At 54.3% G+C, this 20,656-nt stretch carries 24 protein-coding genes; 15 read left to right on the top strand and 9 right to left on the bottom strand.

Annotated features, from left to right (window positions below):
* Positions 1–80: 80 nt before the first annotated feature.
* The 3 genes from speB to FVB43_RS24890 all read right to left on the bottom strand — a co-directional run bounded on the left by speB (position 81) and on the right by FVB43_RS24890 (position 3,286).
* Complete coding sequence (gene speB / locus FVB43_RS11305; RefSeq protein ID WP_133846170.1) at positions 81–1,001, bottom strand: agmatinase; 921 nt, start codon at positions 999–1,001, stop codon at positions 81–83.
* Between the two features lie 109 nt (positions 1,002–1,110).
* Positions 1,111–3,087, bottom strand: a complete 1,977-nt coding sequence (speA, locus tag FVB43_RS11300) for a biosynthetic arginine decarboxylase (RefSeq protein ID WP_133846169.1) — start codon at positions 3,085–3,087, stop codon at positions 1,111–1,113.
* On the bottom strand, positions 3,080–3,286 hold the full coding sequence (locus FVB43_RS24890; RefSeq protein ID WP_133846168.1) for a virulence promoting factor: 207 nt from the start codon (positions 3,284–3,286) through the stop codon (positions 3,080–3,082). The genes speA and FVB43_RS24890 overlap by 8 nt, the downstream gene beginning before the upstream one ends.
* A 306-nt stretch (positions 3,287–3,592) precedes the next feature.
* On the opposite strand from FVB43_RS24890, the gene metK reads away from it, so the two are divergent.
* From metK to ruvX, 8 genes are all read left to right on the top strand, one after another.
* Positions 3,593–4,747, top strand: coding sequence for a methionine adenosyltransferase (gene metK, locus FVB43_RS11290; protein WP_133846166.1), 1,155 nt, complete (start codon positions 3,593–3,595; stop codon positions 4,745–4,747).
* A gap of 380 nt (positions 4,748–5,127) precedes the next feature.
* A complete protein-coding gene (locus tag FVB43_RS11285; RefSeq protein ID WP_133846165.1) occupies positions 5,128–6,525 on the top strand; it encodes a sugar porter family MFS transporter in 1,398 nt (465 codons plus the stop codon).
* Positions 6,526–6,655: 130 nt separating this feature from the next.
* Positions 6,656–7,168: a SprT family zinc-dependent metalloprotease gene (locus tag FVB43_RS11280; RefSeq protein ID WP_133846321.1), complete on the top strand. Its 513-nt coding sequence runs from the start codon at positions 6,656–6,658 to the stop codon at positions 7,166–7,168.
* Positions 7,169–7,290: 122 nt separating this feature from the next.
* Positions 7,291–8,004, top strand: coding sequence for a deoxyribonuclease I (gene endA, locus FVB43_RS11275; protein ID WP_133846164.1), 714 nt, complete (start codon positions 7,291–7,293; stop codon positions 8,002–8,004).
* A 53-nt stretch (positions 8,005–8,057) separates the two neighbouring features.
* A complete protein-coding gene (gene rsmE, locus FVB43_RS11270; RefSeq protein ID WP_167864027.1) occupies positions 8,058–8,789 on the top strand; it encodes a 16S rRNA (uracil(1498)-N(3))-methyltransferase in 732 nt (243 codons plus the stop codon).
* 74 nt (positions 8,790–8,863) lie between these two features.
* Positions 8,864–9,808 carry a glutathione synthase gene (gene gshB, locus FVB43_RS11265; RefSeq protein WP_133846162.1) on the top strand — a complete coding sequence of 315 codons (945 nt, stop codon included), beginning with the start codon at positions 8,864–8,866 and terminating at the stop codon, positions 9,806–9,808.
* 90 nt (positions 9,809–9,898) lie between these two features.
* Positions 9,899–10,462 carry a YqgE/AlgH family protein gene (locus tag FVB43_RS11260; RefSeq protein ID WP_133846161.1) on the top strand — a complete coding sequence of 188 codons (564 nt, stop codon included), beginning with the start codon at positions 9,899–9,901 and terminating at the stop codon, positions 10,460–10,462.
* A complete protein-coding gene (gene ruvX / locus FVB43_RS11255; protein WP_191933856.1) occupies positions 10,462–10,884 on the top strand; it encodes a Holliday junction resolvase RuvX in 423 nt (140 codons plus the stop codon). Before FVB43_RS11260 ends, ruvX begins: the two co-directional genes overlap by 1 nt.
* Before the next feature lie 90 nt (positions 10,885–10,974).
* Here ruvX and FVB43_RS11250 read toward each other — a convergent pair whose 3' ends face one another.
* Complete coding sequence (locus tag FVB43_RS11250) at positions 10,975–11,967, bottom strand: type IV pilus twitching motility protein PilT (protein WP_133846159.1); 993 nt, start codon at positions 11,965–11,967, stop codon at positions 10,975–10,977.
* Positions 11,968–11,982: 15 nt separating this feature from the next.
* Between FVB43_RS11250 and FVB43_RS11245 the strand changes: the two genes are divergently transcribed.
* From FVB43_RS11245 to hemW, 4 genes are all read left to right on the top strand, one after another.
* Positions 11,983–12,696, top strand: coding sequence for a YggS family pyridoxal phosphate-dependent enzyme (locus tag FVB43_RS11245; protein ID WP_167864153.1), 714 nt, complete (start codon positions 11,983–11,985; stop codon positions 12,694–12,696).
* An 8-nt stretch (positions 12,697–12,704) separates the two neighbouring features.
* Complete coding sequence (locus FVB43_RS11240; protein ID WP_133846158.1) at positions 12,705–13,244, top strand: YggT family protein; 540 nt, start codon at positions 12,705–12,707, stop codon at positions 13,242–13,244.
* Positions 13,245–13,398: 154 nt separating this feature from the next.
* Positions 13,399–13,992, top strand: a complete 594-nt coding sequence (gene rdgB, locus FVB43_RS11235) for an RdgB/HAM1 family non-canonical purine NTP pyrophosphatase (RefSeq protein ID WP_133846157.1) — start codon at positions 13,399–13,401, stop codon at positions 13,990–13,992.
* Entirely contained in the window at positions 13,985–15,121 is a 1,137-nt protein-coding gene (hemW, locus tag FVB43_RS11230; protein ID WP_167864026.1) for a radical SAM family heme chaperone HemW, read from the top strand. Before rdgB ends, hemW begins: the two co-directional genes overlap by 8 nt.
* Before the next feature lie 102 nt (positions 15,122–15,223).
* Here hemW and FVB43_RS11225 read toward each other — a convergent pair whose 3' ends face one another.
* From FVB43_RS11225 to trmB, 3 genes are all read right to left on the bottom strand, one after another.
* Positions 15,224–15,940 (bottom strand): YggN family protein, encoded by a 717-nt coding sequence (locus tag FVB43_RS11225; protein ID WP_133846155.1) that lies wholly within the window; start codon positions 15,938–15,940, stop codon positions 15,224–15,226.
* 152 nt (positions 15,941–16,092) lie between these two features.
* A complete protein-coding gene (locus tag FVB43_RS11220; RefSeq protein ID WP_133846154.1) occupies positions 16,093–16,419 on the bottom strand; it encodes a YggL family protein in 327 nt (108 codons plus the stop codon).
* Entirely contained in the window at positions 16,419–17,138 is a 720-nt protein-coding gene (trmB, locus tag FVB43_RS11215) for a tRNA (guanosine(46)-N7)-methyltransferase TrmB (RefSeq protein ID WP_133846153.1), read from the bottom strand. Before trmB ends, FVB43_RS11220 begins: the two co-directional genes overlap by 1 nt.
* 321 nt (positions 17,139–17,459) lie before the next feature.
* On the opposite strand from trmB, the gene mutY reads away from it, so the two are divergent.
* Genes mutY through mltC form a run of 3 tightly spaced genes read left to right on the top strand, consistent with a single transcriptional unit; the run spans position 17,460 to position 19,951 of the window.
* Positions 17,460–18,545 (top strand): A/G-specific adenine glycosylase, encoded by a 1,086-nt coding sequence (gene mutY, locus FVB43_RS11210; RefSeq protein ID WP_133846152.1) that lies wholly within the window; start codon positions 17,460–17,462, stop codon positions 18,543–18,545.
* Entirely contained in the window at positions 18,545–18,817 is a 273-nt protein-coding gene (locus tag FVB43_RS11205) for an oxidative damage protection protein (RefSeq protein ID WP_133846151.1), read from the top strand. Before mutY ends, FVB43_RS11205 begins: the two co-directional genes overlap by 1 nt.
* A 54-nt stretch (positions 18,818–18,871) precedes the next feature.
* Entirely contained in the window at positions 18,872–19,951 is a 1,080-nt protein-coding gene (mltC, locus tag FVB43_RS11200; protein WP_133846150.1) for a membrane-bound lytic murein transglycosylase MltC, read from the top strand.
* Positions 19,952–19,998: 47 nt separating this feature from the next.
* Here mltC and FVB43_RS11195 read toward each other — a convergent pair whose 3' ends face one another.
* The gene (locus FVB43_RS11195) at positions 19,999–20,361 is read right to left on the bottom strand and encodes a type II toxin-antitoxin system HicB family antitoxin (protein WP_133846149.1); all 363 of its coding nucleotides are present in this window, start codon (positions 20,359–20,361) and stop codon (positions 19,999–20,001) included.
* The gene (locus FVB43_RS11190) at positions 20,358–20,633 is read right to left on the bottom strand and encodes a type II toxin-antitoxin system HicA family toxin (RefSeq protein WP_133846148.1); all 276 of its coding nucleotides are present in this window, start codon (positions 20,631–20,633) and stop codon (positions 20,358–20,360) included. Before FVB43_RS11190 ends, FVB43_RS11195 begins: the two co-directional genes overlap by 4 nt.
* Between the last annotated feature and the right edge of the window lie 23 nt (positions 20,634–20,656).

Genomic DNA, 20,656 nt, shown 5'->3' with positions numbered 1-20,656 from the left:
ACACGGGGCGACCGAAAAAAGATCGCCCTGGCAAACCCAGGGGCTGACCGTCTGTTTCGGTCAGCCCTTCTCACAGGAAACTACCCTTTATTCGCTGCCTGCACGTGCAGCATATCCAGCGCCAGGCTGGCAGCCGCCAGTGCGGTGATATCGGACTGATCGTAACCCGGTGCCACTTCCACCAGATCCATACCAACGATATTCATTCCCTGTAAACCGCGTACCAGCTTGCTGGCCTTATCGCTGGTCAGGCCGCCAATCACCGGCGTTCCGGTGCCTGGGGCATGGGCCGGGTCCAGGCAGTCGATATCGAACGTCAGATAGATGGGCAGATCGCCGACAATCGCTTTCACCTGCGCGAGAATATCATCCACACTGCGATCGTTGACCTGAGCAGCATCCAGCACATTAAAGCCCAGAGACTTATCAAACTCGGTACGAATGCCAATCTGTACGGAATGCTCAGGTGAGATCAGCCCTTCTTTCGGCGCCGTATAGAACATGGTGCCGTGGTCAAACGTCGGGCCGTTAGAATAGGTGTCGGTGTGCGCATCAAAATGGACCAGCGCCATCTTACCGAATGTTTTGGCATGCGCGCGCAGCAGTGGCAGCGTGATGTAATGGTCGCCGCCGAACGTCAGCATACGTTTGCCGTTAGCCAGCAACTTTTCCGCATGTGCCTGCAATTTGTCGCTCAGATCCTGAGAATCCCCGAAGGCGTAAACCAGATCACCGCAGTCAATCACATTCAGGCGCTGACGCAGGTCGAACTCCCACGGCCAGCGGCAACCTTCCCAGGCCAGATTGGTGGAAATCTGACGAATAGCGCCTGGACCAAGACGGCTTCCCGGACGACCGGAGGTGGCTGCATCAAACGGAATACCGGTAATCACCCACTCGGCATCACTGTCGTAAGGCTGAAAATTGACCGGAAAACGCATAAAACCGAAGGCGTTAGAAACCAGCGAGTTATCGTACTGGTTACCCAGGGTGTTATTCATAGCAACTCCTTTCTGACTGACAAACAAAAGATGAAAAAAATCCCCACCGCGTCGTTAGCCCGACCCGGAAGGGATTCGTTAATTCAGTATGACCGTTTGGGGGCCAGACTTACTCGTCTTCTAAATACGTGTAGCCATACAGGCCTGCTTCAAACTCTTCCAGGAACTGCGCGCGCAGCTCTTCATCCAGGTCACTTTGCTTGATCTGGTTACGGAAGTGCGTCAGCAACTCTGCCGGGTTCAACTGCACATATTCCAGCATATCGGCCACGGTATCGCCTTCGTCAGAAAGCTGTACTTCCACCGAACCGTCGGCGAAAGCAAAGACGTCGACCGCTTCGGTATCCCCGAACAGGTTGTGCATGTTACCGAGAATTTCCTGATAGGCACCGACCATAAAGAAGCCCAGCATCGGCGGATTATCAATATCGTATTCCGGCATTGGCATGGTGGTGGCAATGCCGTCACCGTCAATGTAGTGATCGATAGTCCCGTCCGAGTCACAGGTAATGTCCAGCAGCACGGCGCGGCGTTCAGGCACCTGATTCAGCCCTTCCAGCGGCATCACCGGGAACAGCTGATCGATACCCCAGGCGTCGGGCATCGACTGGAACAGCGAGAAGTTGACGTAAATCTTATCCGCCATACGCTCCTGCAGCTCATCGATAATCGGACGGTGCGCGCGGTTGCTTGGGTCAAGGTGCTGCTGAATATAGTGGCAGATGCTGAGATACAGCTGCTCGGCCCAGGCACGCTGCGTCAGGTCGTAAGTTCCCTGCGAATAACCGGTGTGGATATCGAACAGATCCATCTGGCTGTCATGTAGCCATTCACGCAATGAGCGGCGGTTGCTCGGCTCATGCATCTCCTGCCAGGTGTCCCACATACTGACAATCGGGCGCGGGGAGTCTTCCAGCGGCGCCTGAGGCTCGCTGAATTCATTACGTTCCACACCGATAATGTTGGAGACCAGCACCGTATGGTGCGCGGTCACTGCCCGGCCCGATTCCGTGATCACCGTCGGATGCGGTAAGCCGTGTTCTTCACAGGCATCACCGATAGCCCAGATCACGTTGTTAGCGTATTCGTTCAGACCGTAGTTAACGGAGCAGTCGCTCTGCGAGCGCGTGCCTTCATAATCCACGCCAAGGCCGCCGCCGACGTCAAAGCACTGGATGTTAACGCCAAGCTTCGCCAGTTCGACGTAGAAGCGCGCCGACTCACGCACACCTGTTGCAATATCACGAATGTTTGCCATCTGAGAGCCCAGATGGAAATGCAGCAGCTGCAGGCTTTCCATACGGCCCGCTTCGCGCATAATCTCGACCAGCTTCAGCACCTGGGTCGCGGACAAACCAAACTTGGATTTCTCTCCGCCGCTCGACTGCCATTTGCCGGAGCCCTGCGAAGCCAGACGCGCACGAATACCCAGGCGTGGTACCACGTTCAGGCGTTCCGCTTCTTCCAGTACCAGCTTCACTTCGGTCATTTTTTCCAGCACCAGATAGACCTTGTGGCCCATCTTCTCGCCAATCAGTGCGAGGCGGATATATTCACGGTCTTTATAGCCGTTACAGACGATCACCGAACGCGTCATCCCGGCATGGGCCAGCACGGCCATCAGCTCGGCTTTCGAGCCTGCTTCCAGCCCCAGGGGTTCACCGGAGTTGATCAGGGACTCAATCACGCGTTTATGCTGGTTAACCTTAATCGGATACACCAGGAAGTAATCACCGCGATAGCCGTAAGACTCACGCGCACGTTTAAACGCGGCGTTAATCGAGCGCAGGCGATGCTGTAAAATTTGTGGGAAACAGAACAAGGCGGGTAAGCGCTGGCCTTCAGCCTCACGCTCTTTCACCAGTTTGGCGAGATCGACGCGTGCTTCCGGCACATCGGGATCGGGACAAACGCTGATGTGGCCGAGTTCGTTCACGTCGTAGTAGTTATTACCCCACCAGGCAATATTGTAAGTCCGCAGCATTTTGCTGGCGTCCAAATCGCTCATGGCGACCTCCTGCATGGAACGGAGTACGCCCTGTTCGCCTGCTGACGAACCCTTAATTGTCTTCATGTCGTCAGACATTTCGATCCTCGAATTTCATTGATGCGAAACAGTAAACTACTATCGCAGGGAAAACCCGCGACAACAACCCATCGACTGGCAGGTTAGTCAGCACAAAACGCTGAAATTCCGCACCGAACAACCTCTTAAGTATAACATTATGCAAAATCTTAATGTGCACAATGCGCCCTCTGTCATGAAAATTTGACACTTTGAACATTAGTTGAAATTTTCATTAAAGAAAAAACGCTGGCAATCCGATTAATGAGTAACCTAGAATAGCCGTCCAGATGTTAATCCGTCTAAACTGGTTAACTTCTATACCCTGAATAATTCGAGTTGTAGCAGGGCGACAAACAAGCGTCGCCAGCGAAGCCACAGCTTGAAGTATGACGCTTATCAGCGTCTTGTTTGTACTGCTCATGGCTTTGCCTGTGGGGGCGTCATGTCTGAGTTTCCAGACTGGTTTCCGGTCCTGGCGCATGCAGTCGATTTTCAACCCGTTAGAGTCAAGGTAAAGAATAAAATGGCTAAACACCTTTTTACATCCGAGTCCGTATCAGAAGGACATCCTGATAAAATCGCCGACCAGATTTCAGATGCTGTGCTCGATGCCATCCTCGAGCAAGATCCGAAAGCTCGCGTGGCCTGCGAAACCTATGTGAAAACCGGAATGGTTCTGGTTGGCGGTGAAATCACCACCAGCGCATGGGTCGATATTGAAGAGATCACTCGTCAGACCGTGCGTGATATCGGCTATGTCCATTCCGATATGGGCTTTGATGCCAACTCTTGTGCCGTACTGAGTGCGATTGGCAAACAGTCTCCCGACATTAACCAGGGCGTTGACCGTACCGACCCGCTGGAGCAGGGTGCTGGCGACCAGGGCCTGATGTTTGGTTACGCCACCAACGAAACTGACGTGCTGATGCCTGCGCCGATCACTTACGCACACCGTCTGGTACAGCGTCAGGCTGAAGTACGTAAAAGCGGCAGCCTGCCTTGGCTGCGTCCGGACGCGAAAAGCCAGATCACCTTCCAGTACGACAACGGTAAAATTGTTGGTATTGATGCCGTCGTTCTGTCGACCCAGCACTCCGAAGACGTTTCGCAGAAAGATCTGCAGGAAGCGGTAATGGAAGAGATCCTCAAGCCGGTTCTGCCGACGGAGTGGATCAACGCCAACACCAAATACCATATCAACCCAACTGGCCGTTTTGTTATCGGTGGCCCAATGGGCGACTGCGGTCTGACCGGGCGTAAAATTATCGTTGATACCTACGGCGGCATGGCCCGTCACGGCGGCGGTGCGTTCTCAGGTAAAGATCCGTCTAAAGTTGACCGCTCTGCGGCCTACGCAGCACGTTATGTGGCGAAAAACATCGTGGCCGCTGGCCTGGCCGATCGTTGCGAAATCCAGGTCTCCTACGCTATCGGCGTAGCAGAACCGACCTCTATCATGGTCGAAACCTTCGGCACAGAGAAAGTCTCAACTGAACAACTGACCCTGCTGGTGCGCGAATTCTTCGACCTGCGTCCTTACGGCCTGATCCAGATGCTGGACCTGCTGCATCCGATCTACCGTGAAACGGCGGCATACGGTCACTTTGGTCGCGAACATTTCCCTTGGGAAAAAACCGACAAAGCTGAACTGCTGCGTGATGCTGCTGGCCTGAAATAAACTCAAGCCTGATGTATCAGGGGCACCCTCGGGTGCCCTTTTTTATGCCTGAAAGACCCTAAACACATCGCAGTTAGTGATAACGATTACACTTAATAATTCTTTATTTTTCTTAGTGTTATAACAAATAACATCTTCAACTAAATCCTAAAATGCGCTATTTTCAGCGTTGTCCGATAGCCGTTCATTGTAAAAACGGTTAAAGCTATAAAGTGCTATGACTTACTGGTTACAAAGAGTTACAGCGGGATAAAAAGTGTTTTTCAGAAACTTCCAGAGTGTAAGCGATTACACTAATGTGATCTGAAGCACAGTCTGCTGTACCAGGGTTTCCTAACATCTATAACAACAACATACGGTACTACTTAATGGAGGCGACCATGCCTGATAATAAAAAACGCAGCAGGACATCAAACAAGGCTATGACCCTGTTTGTCTGCTTCCTCGCAGCACTGGCAGGCCTGCTGTTCGGCCTGGATATCGGTGTTATTGCCGGCGCATTACCCTTCATCGCGAAAGACTTCAGCGTGACTCCTCACCAACAGGAGTGGATAGTCAGTTCAATGATGTTCGGTGCCGCAATCGGTGCCGTCGGCAGTGGCTGGATGTCATCCTATCTCGGCCGTAAGAAAAGCCTGATGATCGGGGCCGTGCTGTTCGTTATCGGCTCCCTGTGGTCAGCCTTCTCCCCTAACCCGGAAATGCTGATTGTCGCCCGCGTACTGCTGGGCCTGGCGGTGGGTGTCGCATCGTATACTGCTCCGCTTTACCTGTCTGAGATTGCACCGGAGAAGATCCGTGGCAGCATGATATCGCTGTACCAGTTGATGATTACCATCGGTATTCTGGGTGCTTATTTGTCGGATACTGCCTTCAGCTACTCCGGTGAATGGCGCTGGATGCTCGGCGTGATCACTATCCCTGCCCTGCTGCTGCTGGTGGGTGTGTTCTTCCTGCCTAACAGCCCACGCTGGCTGGCGGCGAAAGGTGATTTCCGCAGCGCACAGCGGGTGCTGGATCGTCTGCGTGATACCAGCGAACAGGCTAAACGTGAACTGGATGAAATTCGTGAAAGTCTGAAGATCAAGCAGTCTGGCTGGTCGCTGTTCAAAGACAACAGCAACTTCCGCCGCGCGGTCTATCTTGGCGTGCTGTTGCAGGTGATGCAGCAGTTCACCGGCATGAACGTCATCATGTACTACGCGCCAAAAATCTTCGAAATTGCTGGCTTCACCAATACCACCCAGCAGATGTGGGGAACGGTGATTGTCGGGCTGATCAACGTGCTGGCCACCTTTATCGCTATTGGTCTGGTGGATCGCTGGGGCCGTAAGCCGACGCTAATCCTTGGCTTCATTGTGATGGCTGCCGGTATGGGCGTGCTGGGTACCATGCTGCACGTGGGGATTCACTCAGAAGGCGCGCAATACTTCGCTATTGCGATGCTGCTGATGTTTATCGTTGGTTTTGCGATGAGTGCCGGTCCGCTGATCTGGGTACTGTGTTCAGAAATCCAGCCGCTGAAAGGGCGTGATTTCGGTATCACGGTGTCGACCGCGACCAACTGGATTGCCAACATGATTGTCGGAGCCACCTTCCTGACCATGCTGAACACGCTGGGTAACGCCAACACCTTCTGGGTGTACGGCGCGCTGAACCTGTTCTTTATTGTCCTGACACTGTGGCTGATCCCGGAAACGAAAAACGTTTCACTGGAGCACATCGAACGCAATCTGTTAGGCGGTAAAAAACTACGCAATATCGGTCAGCGCGACTGAACAATCAGTGACGCCAAAGACCCACGATAAAAACGGGCCAGCGATGATGCTGGCCCGTTTTCTTTTTATAGCGCCAGAAGATGCCAGCTACAGCTTGAATTGCCCGGTGTCGGCCCGTATTCTTGCCTGCATGAAATCCCAGAGACTCCCCATCGCTTTGCAACAGGCCGTGATGCGCCAACTGCGTGAAAAATTACAGCAGGCCAATGTGCGGCTGGAGCGCGACTATCCCGAACCGGCACTGGTTTATCAGCAGCGTGGAACCGCTGCCGGAACCGCCTGGCTACAGCACTGGGAAATCCGCCTGAATCCGGTATTACTGCTGGAAAATCAGCAGGCGTTTATTGATGAAGTTGTCCCTCATGAGCTGGCCCACCTGCTGGTATGGAAACATTTCGGTCGCGTTGCCCCCCACGGTAAAGAGTGGAAATGGATGATGGAAAGCATCCTTGGTGTTCCCGCCCGTCGTACCCATCAGTTCGCAGTTCAATCCGTACGTAGCCGGGCCTTCCCCTATTTCTGCCGTTGTCAGCAGCATCAGCTGACGGTCAGACGCCATAACCGGGTGGTACGCGGTGAAAGCGAATACCGCTGTCTGCACTGCGGTGACATCCTCAAGTCCGGTGACTTCCAGAAATCTTAAAATCTGCCTGATATGATTGAAATTCAGGCAATTTAAGACACCTGTCTTCGCCACTTATTCGTAATATCCTGCATATCTGTTACTCTCCCTGCCTCTTTCATGGATTACAGATTTACTGGAATATGTCTCGCAAAATTTTAGCCTCTGTGGCCTTTGCTCTGCTGTTACCCGCCTTCTTTTCCCATGCCCTCAGCCTGGATAACTATCATCAGAACAGCTTCAACCAGGCGAAAGCTTATGCTGCGCAGATCAATGAGGGTGCGCCCGGCACTTTCTACTGCGGCTGTAAAATTCACTGGCAGGGGAAAAAAGGCGTTCCTGACCTCGCCTCATGCGGTTATCAGGTGCGTAAGAACGCCAACCGCGCCAGCCGTATTGAGTGGGAACATGTGGTTCCGGCCTGGAGCTTCGGCCACCAGCGCCAGTGCTGGCAAAACGGCGGCCGGAAAAACTGCGCCAAAGATGAGGGCTACCGCCGCATCGAAACTGACCTGCACAACCTGCAACCGTCTATCGGCGAAGTAAACGGCGATCGCGGTAACTTTATGTACAGCCAGTGGAACGGCGGCGAGTCGCAGTACGGCCAGTGCGCCATGAAGGTCGATTTTAAAAATAAGCTGGCTGAGCCGCCAGTGCGCGCCCGTGGCGCGATTGCCCGCACCTGGTTCTATATGCGTGACCAGTACCAGCTGCAAATGTCAAAACAGCAAACCCAGTTGATGACCGCATGGAATAAGCAGTACCCGGCTACTCAGTGGGAGTGCGAACGCGACCGCCGCATTGCGCGTGTGCAGGGGAATCACAACCCTTATGTACAGCAGGCTTGCCAGCGGTAAAATCACTGACCTACACTGCACAGCATCCGTGCATTCATTTTGACAGGATTTCCATGCGTATACCCCGCATTTACCACCCTGAATCATTAGAGACAGGAAGTGAAACCGCCCTCAGCGAAGAAGCCGCTAACCACGTTGGCCGCGTACTGCGTATGGTGCCAGGCCAGGCCCTGGAATTGTTCGATGGCACAAATCTGACTTTTGCCGCCGAGATTATTCAGGCAGATAAAAAAAATGTGCGTGTCAAAATCATCGCAACCCGCGCCGACAGCCGCGAGTCCCCCCTTCATCTGCATCTTGGGCAGGTGATGTCACGCGGTGAAAAGATGGAGTTTACGATACAGAAAGCCGTAGAACTGGGAGTAAATGTGATTACCCCCTTGTTTTCTGAACGCTGCGGCGTAAAGCTGGATGCAGATCGTCTGGCGAAAAAAATTCAGCAGTGGCAGAAAATCGCCATTGCCGCCTGCGAACAGTGTGGGCGAAACAGCGTACCGGAAGTCAGGCCAGCAATGGCACTTGACGCCTGGTGTGCAGAGCAGGATCACGGGTTAAGATTAAATCTCCATCCACGAGCTGAACACAGCATCAACACACTGCCGCTCCCGGTTGAGCGCGTGAGGTTGCTGATTGGCCCGGAAGGAGGACTCACGTCCGATGAAATCAGTATGACCGCACAGCATGGTTTCACCGATATTTTGCTGGGGCCGCGCGTACTGCGTACCGAAACCACCGCCCTGACGGCGATTACCGCCCTGCAGGTGCGTTTTGGCGACCTGGGCTAAAACTAATAAACATACTTGAGCGTAATCGTTGCAGACAGTTTGCAGGCTAGATAGCTCTAAGTGGAGAAGAAAGAATGATTAAGCTTGGCATCGTGATGGACCCGATCACTTCCATCAATATTAAAAAAGACACCAGCTTTGCCATGTTGCTGGAAGCACAGCGCCGTGGTTACGAAATTCACTACATGGAGATGAACGATCTCTATCTGCGTGGTGGCGAAGGCCGTGCCCGCACCCGCCTGCTGAGCGTAGAGCAGAACTATGACAAATGGTTCGAGTTCGGCAGCGAGCAGGACATTGCGTTGGCCGATCTTAACGTGGTGCTGATGCGCAAAGATCCTCCGTTCGATACCGAGTTTATTTACGCCACCTACATCCTTGAGCGTGCGGAAGAGAAAGGCACACTGATCGTTAACAAGCCGCAGAGCCTGCGTGACTGTAACGAAAAGCTGTTCACTGCCTGGTTTGCCGAACTGACCCCGGATACGCTGGTCACACGTAATGCCAGCCAGATCCGTGAATTCTGGCAGGAACACGGCGACATCATCCTTAAACCCCTGGATGGCATGGGTGGTGCGTCAATCTTCCGCGTCAAGAAAGAAGACCCGAACCTGTCAGTCATCATCGAAACCCTGACCAGCCACGGCGAGTTCTACTGCATGGCGCAAAACTTTATTCCTGGCATCAAAGACGGGGATAAACGCGTGCTGGTGGTGGACGGCGAACCGGTGCCTTACTGCCTGGCGCGTATTCCAAAAGCGGGAGAAACCCGTGGCAACCTGGCCGCGGGTGGCCGTGGTGAAGCTCGTCCACTGACCGAAAGCGACTGGGAAATTGCCCGCCGCGTTGGCCCAATCCTGAAAGAGAAAGGACTGATCTTTGTCGGCCTGGATATTATCGGTGACAAACTGACTGAAATTAATGTGACCAGCCCAACCTGCGTTCGCGAGATCGAAGCCGCATTCCCGATTTCTATCACCGGCATGCTGATGGATGCGATTGAAAAACGCCTGGCCTGATTGTTGCGGCAGGGCCGGACTGCCCTCCGCTCACCCATTAACGCCCGTGGCGAACCGCCCGGGCGTTAACCAGACTACAGAACACTAAGTATGAATTTACAGCATCACTTTTTGATTGCCATGCCAACGCTACAGGACCCGCTGTTCAAACGTTCAGTGGTCTATATCTGCGAACACAATGATGATGGTGCGATGGGGCTGATCGTCAATAAACCGATGGAAAATCTGACGGTTGACGGCATTCTCACCAAGCTAAAAATATCACCAGAGCCACGTGAATCCGACGCAAGACTGGATAAACCGGTGTTTGCCGGGGGCCCGCTGGCAGAGGATCGCGGTTTTATTCTGCATTCCGCACAGCGGACATTTGCCTCCAGCATTCGTGTGTCTGACAACACGGTGATCACCACATCCCGCGATGTACTGGAAACGCTGGGTACGCCGGATCAACCCGAACAGGTACTGGTTGCACTGGGCTATTGTGCCTGGGAAAAAGATCAGCTGGAAAGCGAACTGCTGGAAAATGCCTGGCTGACGACCTCCGCCAACAGCAATATCCTGTTCCATACCCCGATTGCCGAGCGCTGGCGCGAAGCAGCAAAAAGTATGGGTGTCGATATCCATAATATCGCCAGTGAAGCAGGACACGCCTGATGAGCAGTATGACCATGTTGTCCTTTGATTTTGGGACGAAAAGTATTGGCGTGGCGATTGGCCAGCAACTGACCGGCACAGCCCGCCCGTTAACAGCGTTGAAAGCCAATGATGGCGTACCGGACTGGAACAAAATTGAAGCGCTGCTGAAAGAGTGGCAGCCGGACCGCGTAGTGGTGGGCCTGCCGCTGAATATGGATGGCACCGAACAACCGCTGACCGTACGGGCACGTAAATTCGCCAACCGTCTGCATGGCCGTTTTGGCGTACAGATTGAGCTGCATGATGAGCGTCTTAGCACTGTCGAAGCTCGTGCTGAACTGTTTGAGCGCGGGGGTTTTCGCGCCCTGAGCAAAGGCAGCGTCGATTCGCTTTCTGCGGTCATCATTCTGGAAAGCTGGTTCGAGAACCATTACACGTAAATGAGCTAAACGGGTCAGGCATGCCAGACCCTACACAATCGCCCTCCCGCCGAAGGGGCGTGGCATCACTCGCCCGTTCCCGGCACAACATTAACTCAATACCCCCAATCTTTGCCGTTCCGCCAGGCTCTGCTCAAACGTCTGCATTCCCAGCTGGCTGCCCGTCTGCAACAGCGCCGGGAGCTGATGCGTTTTCCCCTCGCGGATAAGATTCGCCACCGCCGGGCAGTTAACCAGCACCTCGAACAACGCGACCCTGCCCGTTTTTGCCTGCACCAGACGCTGGGCAATCACCGCCTGTAAACTCCCTGCCAGCTGGCTACGCACCAGGTTTTTTTCATTGCCGGGAAACACATCCACCAGCCGCTCCACAGCCTGTGCTGCGCCACGCGTATGCAGCGTTGCCAGCACCAGATGCCCGGTTTCAGCGGCCGTCAGCGCCAGTTGGATGGTTTCTGCATCACGCAGTTCGCCCAGCAGGATCACATCCGGGTCTTCACGCAGTGCCGCACGAAGCCCCGAGCCAAAGCCGTTGAAGTGCAGGCCCTTCTCACGCTGCTGGATCAGCGACTGTGCGCTGCTATGCAGATATTCCACCGGGTCTTCCAGCGTCAGGATATGCCGCTGCTGATGCTGATTAATTTCGCCAATCAGCGCCGCCAGTGTAGTGGACTTGCCGCTGCCGGTGGCACCGGTTATCAGGATTAACCCCTCTTTGTGGTGCAGCAACGATCGTGTCACCTCCGGCAGGTGCAACACGTCCATTGCCGGGCAGTGACGGGCAATAAGACGCAGCGCCAGCGACAGACCGTGCCGCTGGCGGAAGAGATTCCCCCTCAGGCGCACACCCTCTGGCATCGTCAAGGCAAAGTCCACCTGCCCCTGCTGCGCCAGTTCCTGCTGCTGGGCCGCGCTCAGCCAGTGCTGTGCCACGCTTTCCAGCCATGCATTTTGCACCTCAGGCTCGCCGTCAATCGCTGTCAGACGGCCATCACAGCGCCAGAATGGAGAATGACCACTGCAAAGGTGCAGATCCCCGGCATTATGCTTTACACTAAGGGCCACTATTTCCTCAATATCCATATTTCATCCCTGACTATGACTTCGATTGAGCACAACTTACAGCAAGTCCACCAGCGGATCTCAGCGGCGGCGGCACAATGCGGGCGTGATCCACACGAGATTGATCTGCTTGCAGTGAGCAAAACCAAACCTGCGAGCGCGGTCGAAGAAGCTGTGGCAGCCGGGCAGCGTAGCTTTGGCGAAAACTATGTGCAGGAAGGCGTGGATAAAATCCAGCTACTGGCAAATTCTGCCCTGACCTGGCACTTTATCGGCCCGCTGCAATCTAACAAAAGCCGTCTGGTCGCCGAGCATTTTGACTGGTGCCATACCGTTGACCGTCTGCGCATTGCCAGCCGCCTCAACGAGCAGCGCCCTGACGATTTGCCTCCGCTTAATGTCCTGATTCAAATCAATATCAGCGATGAGCAGAGTAAATCCGGTATCAGGCTGGCTGACCTGCCCGCGCTGGCACAGCAGATAGCCGATCTGCCGCGTCTCACACTGCGCGGATTGATGGCTATCCCGGCACCCGAAGCCGACTACGCGCGCCAGTTGGCGGTATGTCAGCAGATGGCCGAAGCGTTTCAACAGCTGCAACAAGATTATCCCGGCGTGGATACCCTCTCGCTGGGAATGAGTGACGATATGGATGCCGCAATCGCGGCAGGCAGTACCATGGTGCGTATCGGCACCGCAATTTTCGGCGCGCGCGACTACGGTCACACCGCCGTTCATCACAACAACTGAGGAACCTCATGCTAGCGTTGATCTTTCTGGTCACAACGGTGATTGCGATTTACATCAAAGTGTTGTTACTGCGCGTCTGGATGCAGTGGGCACGGTGTGACTTCTACAACCCATTCTCACAGTTTGTGGTGAAAATCACCCAACCGATCGTTAAACCTGTACGCCGCATCATCCCGTCTATCGGGCCGCTTGATACGGCTTCATTACTGCTGGCTTATATCGTCAGCGTGCTGCTGGGGCCGGTGACGTTGCGCCTGTTCGTGCCGGATCCAATTTTCCTCTACCTGGGTCTGGTGATCCTGGTGAAAGCGGCGGGTGTGCTGGTCTTCTGGGTCATTATCGTGCGTTCACTGATGAGCTGGGTCAGCCAGGGGCGTAACCCGGTTGATTACGTGCTGATTCAGTTAACAGAGCCGCTGATGGCACCTGTGCGCCGTATTATTCCGGCGATGGGCGGTATCGACTTCTCGGCAATGGCGGTGATTCTGATTCTGTATATGCTGAATTTCCTGGGCTTAGAATACATCCCCGGCTGGGCCCAGTTTTAACTGTCGTCTTTTACCCTACAGATGCGTTGGCTGCCCTTGTGAACCCCGGTCACTTACTACAGTAAGCTCCCGGGGATTCACTCAGTTGCCGCCTTCCTGTAGGGCAAAATTCTCGGTTAAAACGTTATAAATTAATAATATTCTTGGATCTACTATGCAAAAAGTTGTACTCGCCACCGGCAATCCCGGAAAGGTTCGTGAGCTGGCTGACCTGTTAGCCGCGTTTGGGCTGGATATCGTGGCGCAAACGGAACTGGGCGTGGAGTCTGCCGAAGAGACCGGGCTGACCTTTATTGAAAACGCCATTCTTAAGGCGCGCCATGCGGCGGCCATCACCGGGTTACCGGCCATTGCCGATGACTCCGGGCTGGCTGTCGATGCTCTGGGTGGCGCTCCAGGGATCTACTCAGCGCGCTATGCCGGGCTTGATGCCAGCGACCAGCAGAATCTGGAAAAGCTGCTGACGACGCTGGAATCGGTGCCGGACGGGGAACGTCAGGCGCAGTTTCACTGCGTGCTGGTCTATCTGCGCCATGCTGAAGATCCGACACCACTGGTGTTTCACGGCAGCTGGGCCGGGGAAATTACCCGCAGCGCGGCAGGCGTAGGGGGCTTCGGCTATGATCCGATCTTCTTCGTCCCTGCGCTGGGTAAAACCGCAGCAGAACTGAGCAAGGCAGAAAAACTCGCGGTGTCACATCGTGGGCAGGCCTTAGAGCTGTTGTTGAGCGCCATGAAACATGGTTAATCTGCCCCCGTTAAGCCTGTACATCCATATTCCCTGGTGTGTACAGAAGTGTCCGTACTGCGATTTCAATTCCCACGCATTAAAAGGTGAGGTGCCGCACGAAGAGTACGTGCAGCACCTGCTGAACGATCTGGATATTGACCTGCCGCTGACTTCCGGGCGCGAAGTCAGCACCATTTTTATTGGTGGTGGTACGCCAAGCCTGTTAAGCAGTGAAGCGATGCAGATGCTGCTGGACGGAGTTCGTGCACGCCTGCCGCTGTCACCCACGGCTGAGATCACCATGGAAGCCAATCCGGGGGCGGTCGAAGCAGAGCGTTTCAGCGGCTATCAGCGCGCCGGTATCAACCGTATCTCCATTGGCGTGCAGAGTTTCAGTGCGGCCAAGCTGGAGCGTTTGGGGCGCATTCACGGGCCTGAAGAAGCGAAGCGGGCAGCGCAGCTGGCTGAGAACCTCGGGCTGCGCAGCTTTAACCTCGATCTGATGCACGGTCTGCCGGACCAGTCGCTGGAAGAGGCGCTGGACGATTTGCGCCAGGCGATTGCCCTCAATCCGCCGCACCTGTCCTGGTACCAGCTAACCATCGAGCCAAACACGCTGTTTGCCTCGCGGCCACCGCGCCTGCCAGATGAAGATGACCTGTGGGATATTTTCGAACAGGGCGATGCGTTACTGACAGCGGCAGGTTATCAGCAGTATGAGACCTCAGCCTATGCCAAACCCGGCTACCGCTGTGAGCACAACCTCAATTACTGGCGCTTTGGTGATTACCTCGGTATTGGCTGCGGTGCTCACGGTAAACTGACTCAGCCGGACGGTACCATTATCCGCACCGCTAAAACCAAGCATCCGCGCGGTTTTATGACGGGTAAATATCTCGATAAGCGCCACAATGTGGCCGATGCCGAGAAGCCGTTCGAATTCTTTATGAACCGTTTTCGCCTGCTGGAAGCCGCACCGCGTGAGGAATATACGCGCTATACCGGATTGCCGGAAAGCACCATTCGCGCGCAGATCGATGACGCCCTCGCCAAAGGGTATCTGACGGAATCGGCTGAAGAGTGGCAGATTACGGAGAAGGGAAAATTGTTCCTGAATTCGCTGCTGGAGCTGTTTTTAGCGGAGTAATGCGGTTCGGGTCAGGCATGCCTGACCCCTACGAAATTACGCGAATGCCTCGCCCGCGCGTATCCCCGTAGGGGCGAGGCAAGCCTCGCCCGGCATAAGCGTTTACTTCAACCCTGCAATCAACGCCTTGCGTTGGCCTTCAAGGCTGGTCACACGATTACAGACTTCATGACCGAAGTTCTGGAAATCCTGCTCCTGATTGCTCCATTCGGCCTGAATCGCCTGCTGTAAGCCACCAAGATTACCCATAATCGCCTGCAACGGGTTATCGCCGTTTCCTGCCTGCTTGCTGCCCATCTCGTTCAGACTATCCTGCACCACCCCACCCATCGCGTTTTGTACCAGACGCTCGCCATCCTGACGCACCTGCTCAACCGCCTTATGATGGAAGGTTAAACCGTCGCTACGCTGCTCGATAATACGGTTCATCTGCTGCTTCAGCTGCCCGTCCAGCGTGGTCAGACGCTGACGCACATTACTGTTCTGCCCCAGTTTCTGAACAATAACGCGGTCCAGCGCAATCCGCCCTTTTTCCAGACGCTGTTTAGCCCCGCTATCAATCCACGGCAAATCACGGCGTAGCGCAGTCTGATAATCGATAGCTTTCTGGCGTGTGGCATCATCAATATTCGCCACTTTACCATTACGCTGTACATCACCCACAGGGGAGATGCTCAGATTCCCGCTGGCGCCAACGACCTCGACCTGATTCGGGCTGATAATGATATCGTCCTGAGGATTAACGCTGCATTGGTAATCCGCCTGTGCCTGGCCGGCGGCCAGTAGCAGCAATGCACCACTCAAAAGCGCTTTACGCATAAATCGTCTCCTTGATATGAAAAAGGGGCAACCACAAACATGGCCGCCCCCCTTATGTGGTCATCCCGGAGGGCCGATCGAAAAAATGATCGGCCTCTACAGCGCGATTACCCCACTTTCGCAGGGTCTGACCTTCTGTTGCGGTCAGACCGTCAATCCCACCAAACGTCGAAAAGTTCGGTCACTTTCACATCGTTCAGCTTACGCGCTTCCAGCCAATTTTTAACCAGCTCACGATGCTCATCGGTGCATTTGCCGATTTTCTGCAGGCAGATCAGACCTTCCCACTGCAGATAACCGCTGCCATCGAAGGCAAGGCCGTTAGCGTCGATCACTTCGTTGATCAGCGCATCAACAGTGCTGTCGATAGTCTCTTCGCTGGTGCCTTCCGGGAAGGTAAAGCCCACGGAGAAGCCTAACTCCTGAAACTCATCAATGTGCATTTTCTTACGAAGACGACGACTGCGTTGTGTAGCCATTATTTAACCCTCTCAAACATCAGATCCCATACACCGTGGCCAAGACGCTGACCACGCTGCTCAAATTTCGTTAACGGCCGCGATTCCGGGCGCGGCACCCAGTTACCTTCTTGCGACTGGTTTTTATACCCGTCAATGCTGCTCATCACTTCCAGCATATGCTCTGCATAGGCTTCCCAGTCGGTCGCCATATGGAACACGCCACCCAGCTTCAGCTTACGCAATACCAGTTCGGCAAACGGCACCTGCACGATGCGGCGTTTATTGTGGCGCGCCTTGTGCCACGGATCCGGGAAGAACAGCTGCACCATACCCAGCGAGTTATCCGGGATCATCAGATTCAGCACTTCAACCGCATCATGACACATCACCCGCAGATTGCTGACGCCCGCCTCTTCCGCCGTCGCCAGGCAGGCACCCACGCCCGGTGAATGCACTTCAATACCCAGGAAGTTCTGATGCGGATTGCTGGCAGCCATCGCCACCAGCGAAGCGCCCATACCGAAGCCAATCTCCAGCACCAGCGGTGCGTCACGGCCAAACAGAGCAGTTAAATCGACCGGTTCCGGCTGATACTCAACGCCCATCACCGGCCACAGTGTCTCCAGCGCCTGCTGCTGACCTTTGGTCAGACGGCCCTGGCGACGTACAAAGCTGCGGATCCGGCGCATAGCGCGGCCATTTTCGTCAAATTCCGGTGAGATAACATCGTTTTTCATGATTCTGCCTGCGGCTGTGCACTGTAGAAAGCGGGCATTATGCCTTCAGGAAGTGAAAACATAAAGGCCGCCTGTTGCAGAGACGCCTGCGTAACTGGTTTGCAGTATAGACCCAAAATAATTCGAGTCCCCTCAGGGGGCCTACTTTTGGTGCAGGAAGGCGGCAATGAAGTATGAAGGGTATCGCTGCCAAAAAATACGCTGACAGCATAGCGTCTCGCAGCAGTTAATCAAATGCAGTGATTATCCGGTTTACAGCCCTTAATCTCTGTGCTGGAATCCCTGCCTGGTTTTCAGATTGGCAGAACGGGGATTCACAACATGCAGGCAGCGCAGTTTTCACATCAGGTACTGGAGTGGTATCAGCGCTATGGGCGTAAAACCCTGCCGTGGCAGCTAGAGAAAACACCGTATAAGGTCTGGCTCTCTGAAGTGATGCTGCAACAGACGCAGGTCGCAACCGTTATCCCCTATTTCGAACGATTTATGGCACGTTTTCCTACCGTCAGCGACCTCGCTGCCGCCCCGCTTGATGAAGTGCTGCACCTGTGGACCGGTCTCGGTTATTACGCCCGTGCGCGTAATCTGCATAAAGCAGCGAAAACCGTGGTGGAAAAGCATGGCGGTGTTTTTCCGCAAACCCTGGAAGAGGTTGAAGCCCTGCCCGGCATCGGGCGTTCCACTGCTGGCGCGGTTCTCTCTCTGGCGCTGGGCAAGCACTTCCCGATTCTGGATGGCAACGTCAAACGCGTGCTGGCCCGCTGCTATGCGGTAGGTGGGTGGCCGGGTAAGAAAGAGGTGGAAAAGCGCCTGTGGCAAATCAGTGAAGATGTCACCCCCGCGGAGGGCGTCAGCCAGTTTAACCAGGCAATGATGGACCTCGGCGCGATGGTGTGTACCCGCTCGAAACCTAAATGTGAAATTTGCCCGCTTAATCTCGGCTGCATTGCTTACGCAAATAATAGCTGGGCGCAGTACCCGGGAAAAAAACCGAAGCAGACCATTCCGGAACGCACCGGCTTCTTATTACTGATGCAGCAAGGGCAGGATGTCTGGCTGGAACAGCGTCCCCCGGTTGGATTGTGGGGCGGGCTGTTCTGTTTTCCCCAGTACAGCACTGAGCCAGAACTGCGCCAGGCACTGCGGCTGCGCGGGCTTGATGACAGCAAACTGCAGCAGATGATCGCCTTCCGCCATACCTTCAGCCATTTCCATCTGGATATTGTGCCAATGTGGCTTGAGCTGCCTTCTGCCCGTGCGGCAATGGATGATGTGCCGGGTCTCTGGTATAACTTAGCGCAGCCGCCCGCCGTGGGGCTGGCCGCGCCGGTAGAGCGCCTGCTACAGCAGTTACGCCAGCCACAACAGATGGCGTTGAATGCTCGCGTAACAGAAGAGGAAGAGTAATGAGCCGAACCATTTTTTGTACGTTCCTGCAACGTGATGCCGAAGGGCAGGATTTCCAGTTGTACCCTGGGGATACAGGCAAACGCATTTATAACGAGATTTCAAAAGAAGCCTGGTCAAAATGGATGGCGAAACAGACCATGCTGATCAACGAGAAGAAACTCAGTATGATGAACCCTGATGACCGTAAGCTACTGGAACAAGAGATGATTAAATTCCTGTTCGAGGGCCACGAGGTTCATATCGAAGGTTATACCCCGCCGGAAGAATAAGTCGTTGGGCCTCACTGATGAGGCCCTCTCAAATTGTGGGCGATGCACGAGAAAATGAAGAAAAAACTGATAAGTTTGCTGATTATTGCGCCGTTGCTGGTTTCCTGCTCAGGCAAGAAGCAAAACGCCTCTCATGAAGAGTGGATTAAAGACACCAACGGTTTTGATATTTTGATGGGACAGTTTGCCCACAACATCGAAAATATCTGGGGAATGAATGAAGTCCTGATCGCCGGTCCAAAAGACTATGTGAAGTACAGCGATCAATACTACACCCGTAGCCACATTAACTTTGATGCCGGTAGCATCACTATCGAGACGATCGCAGGAACCGATCCGACGGCCAGTCTGCGTCAGGCGATTATCACCACCCTGCTGATCGGGGAAGATCCGGGTAATGTCGATCTCTATTCCGACGCCAAAGATATTCAGATCAGTAAAGAGCCGCTGCTGTATGGCCAGGTGCTGGATAATACCGGCCAGCCGATCCGCTGGCAGGGGCGCGCCGCCAGCTTTGCTGACTATCTGATCCAGAATAAGCTGCAACGCCGTAATTCCGGTCTGCATGTGATCTGGTCGGTCACCATTCCGATGGTGCCAAACCACCTCGACAAACGCGCGCATAAGTATCTGCCGATGGTGCGCAAAGCCGCCGAGCGCTATGGCGTCGATCAGTCGCTGATCCTGGCGATCATGCAGATTGAATCCAGCTTCAACCCTTATGCAGTCAGCCATGCGGATGCACTGGGCCTGATGCAGGTGGTACAGCATACCGCCGGGGTGGATGTGTTCCGGATGAAAGGGAAATGGGGCAAACCAAGCCGCAGTTATCTGCTCGACCCGGAAAACAATATCGATGCGGGCACCGCCTATCTGTCTCTGTTACAGGGCAACTACCTGGCCGGTATCAATAACACCACCTCGCGCCGCTATGCGGTGATCACCGCCTATAACGGCGGTGCAGGAAGCGTACTGCGGGTGTTCTCCAGCGATAAAGACCGTGCCTTCAGCGCGATTAACAACCTGTCGCCTGCTGAGGTCTACCAGAAGCTGACCACCAGTCACCCGTCGGCAGAATCGCGTCGTTACCTGTCTAAGGTTAACAACGCGCAGAAGAGCTACCACCGCTATTAATGAATCGGCCAGGGGCGACCAGCAATAAAGGTCGCCCCTGACTCACCTCAACATTTCTTCATTTGCGCGCTTAATGCCGCGACAATATAGCTATTCAGCGAGAGCTGATGTTCTGCGGCGGCCTGTGCCAGTTGTTCGCCAAAAGACTCTGGATAGCGCAATGTGAAGGTTTTCACTTTCTCCTCATGCTCATAGGGATCGATGCCACTCTCATGGCAGTCCGCCAGATAATCACGCAGGGAGATTTCACCTTCGCACTTTAACCCTGTAATACTGTCAGCGACAAAATCACAGTAACCCGATAACCCAAGAAACTTACCGCGAAACGCGCCCAGCTCAGCAACAAAATTGACTGCGGCAGGCTGGCCGCCAATCACCATCACGTTAGGTATAGCCATCACTTTATTCATGGTTCAACTCCTGTCTCTTCCAGCCACTCCTTCACTGCCACTACCGCCCCTTTATCTGTCTCCGGTGACGGATGTGGGCGGTGAAAACGTGCCAGTGAGCCATTAAGCAGAAACCTGACACGGGATCCTTGTGCTTCACGGACTTCACCTCCAAGAGCAATGATCAAGGTTTCTATTCGTTGCCACTTCAGATCCGTGGGTATCGGGCGGGTAAAAATTTGCCGCAACGTATCCCGATGTCGTTTTCTTAATGCCGCTATTCTATTCCTCATTGCATCATCCTTGAAGTCATTTT

The organism is Erwinia rhapontici (assembly GCF_012271765.1).
In the GTDB taxonomy this organism is placed as follows: domain Bacteria; phylum Pseudomonadota; class Gammaproteobacteria; order Enterobacterales; family Enterobacteriaceae; genus Erwinia; species Erwinia rhapontici.
Note: the sequence above shows the minus strand (reverse complement) of the source record. Positions and strands in the feature narration are given on the sequence as shown.

Bases quoted from the DNA above. Each gene is read 5' to 3' on its own strand.
- FVB43_RS11220 (WP_133846154.1), bottom strand. From the start codon at position 16,419: ATGGCTACACAACGCAGTCGTCGTCTTCGTAAGAAAATGCACATTGAT.
- FVB43_RS11260 (WP_133846161.1), top strand. From the start codon at position 9,899: ATGAATTTACAGCATCACTTTTTGATTGCCATGCCAACGCTACAGGAC.
- mutY (WP_133846152.1), top strand. From the start codon at position 17,460: ATGCAGGCAGCGCAGTTTTCACATCAGGTACTGGAGTGGTATCAGCGC.
- FVB43_RS11240 (WP_133846158.1), top strand. From the start codon at position 12,705: ATGCTAGCGTTGATCTTTCTGGTCACAACGGTGATTGCGATTTACATC.
- endA (WP_133846164.1), top strand. From the start codon at position 7,291: ATGTCTCGCAAAATTTTAGCCTCTGTGGCCTTTGCTCTGCTGTTACCC.
- rdgB (WP_133846157.1), top strand. From the start codon at position 13,399: ATGCAAAAAGTTGTACTCGCCACCGGCAATCCCGGAAAGGTTCGTGAG.
- speB (WP_133846170.1), bottom strand. From the start codon at position 1,001: ATGAATAACACCCTGGGTAACCAGTACGATAACTCGCTGGTTTCTAAC.
- FVB43_RS11285 (WP_133846165.1), top strand. From the start codon at position 5,128: ATGCCTGATAATAAAAAACGCAGCAGGACATCAAACAAGGCTATGACC.
- mltC (WP_133846150.1), top strand. From the start codon at position 18,872: ATGAAGAAAAAACTGATAAGTTTGCTGATTATTGCGCCGTTGCTGGTT.
- FVB43_RS11205 (WP_133846151.1), top strand. From the start codon at position 18,545: ATGAGCCGAACCATTTTTTGTACGTTCCTGCAACGTGATGCCGAAGGG.
- metK (WP_133846166.1), top strand. From the start codon at position 3,593: ATGGCTAAACACCTTTTTACATCCGAGTCCGTATCAGAAGGACATCCT.
- FVB43_RS11280 (WP_133846321.1), top strand. From the start codon at position 6,656: ATGAAATCCCAGAGACTCCCCATCGCTTTGCAACAGGCCGTGATGCGC.
- trmB (WP_133846153.1), bottom strand. From the start codon at position 17,138: ATGAAAAACGATGTTATCTCACCGGAATTTGACGAAAATGGCCGCGCT.
- rsmE (WP_167864027.1), top strand. From the start codon at position 8,058: ATGCGTATACCCCGCATTTACCACCCTGAATCATTAGAGACAGGAAGT.
- FVB43_RS24890 (WP_133846168.1), bottom strand. From the start codon at position 3,286: ATGTTCAAAGTGTCAAATTTTCATGACAGAGGGCGCATTGTGCACATT.
- gshB (WP_133846162.1), top strand. From the start codon at position 8,864: ATGATTAAGCTTGGCATCGTGATGGACCCGATCACTTCCATCAATATT.
- FVB43_RS11250 (WP_133846159.1), bottom strand. From the start codon at position 11,967: ATGGATATTGAGGAAATAGTGGCCCTTAGTGTAAAGCATAATGCCGGG.
- hemW (WP_167864026.1), top strand. From the start codon at position 13,985: ATGGTTAATCTGCCCCCGTTAAGCCTGTACATCCATATTCCCTGGTGT.
- FVB43_RS11225 (WP_133846155.1), bottom strand. From the start codon at position 15,940: ATGCGTAAAGCGCTTTTGAGTGGTGCATTGCTGCTACTGGCCGCCGGC.
- FVB43_RS11190 (WP_133846148.1), bottom strand. From the start codon at position 20,633: ATGAGGAATAGAATAGCGGCATTAAGAAAACGACATCGGGATACGTTG.
- ruvX (WP_191933856.1), top strand. From the start codon at position 10,462: ATGAGCAGTATGACCATGTTGTCCTTTGATTTTGGGACGAAAAGTATT.
- FVB43_RS11245 (WP_167864153.1), top strand. From the start codon at position 11,983: ATGACTTCGATTGAGCACAACTTACAGCAAGTCCACCAGCGGATCTCA.
- speA (WP_133846169.1), bottom strand. From the start codon at position 3,087: ATGTCTGACGACATGAAGACAATTAAGGGTTCGTCAGCAGGCGAACAG.
- FVB43_RS11195 (WP_133846149.1), bottom strand. From the start codon at position 20,361: ATGAATAAAGTGATGGCTATACCTAACGTGATGGTGATTGGCGGCCAG.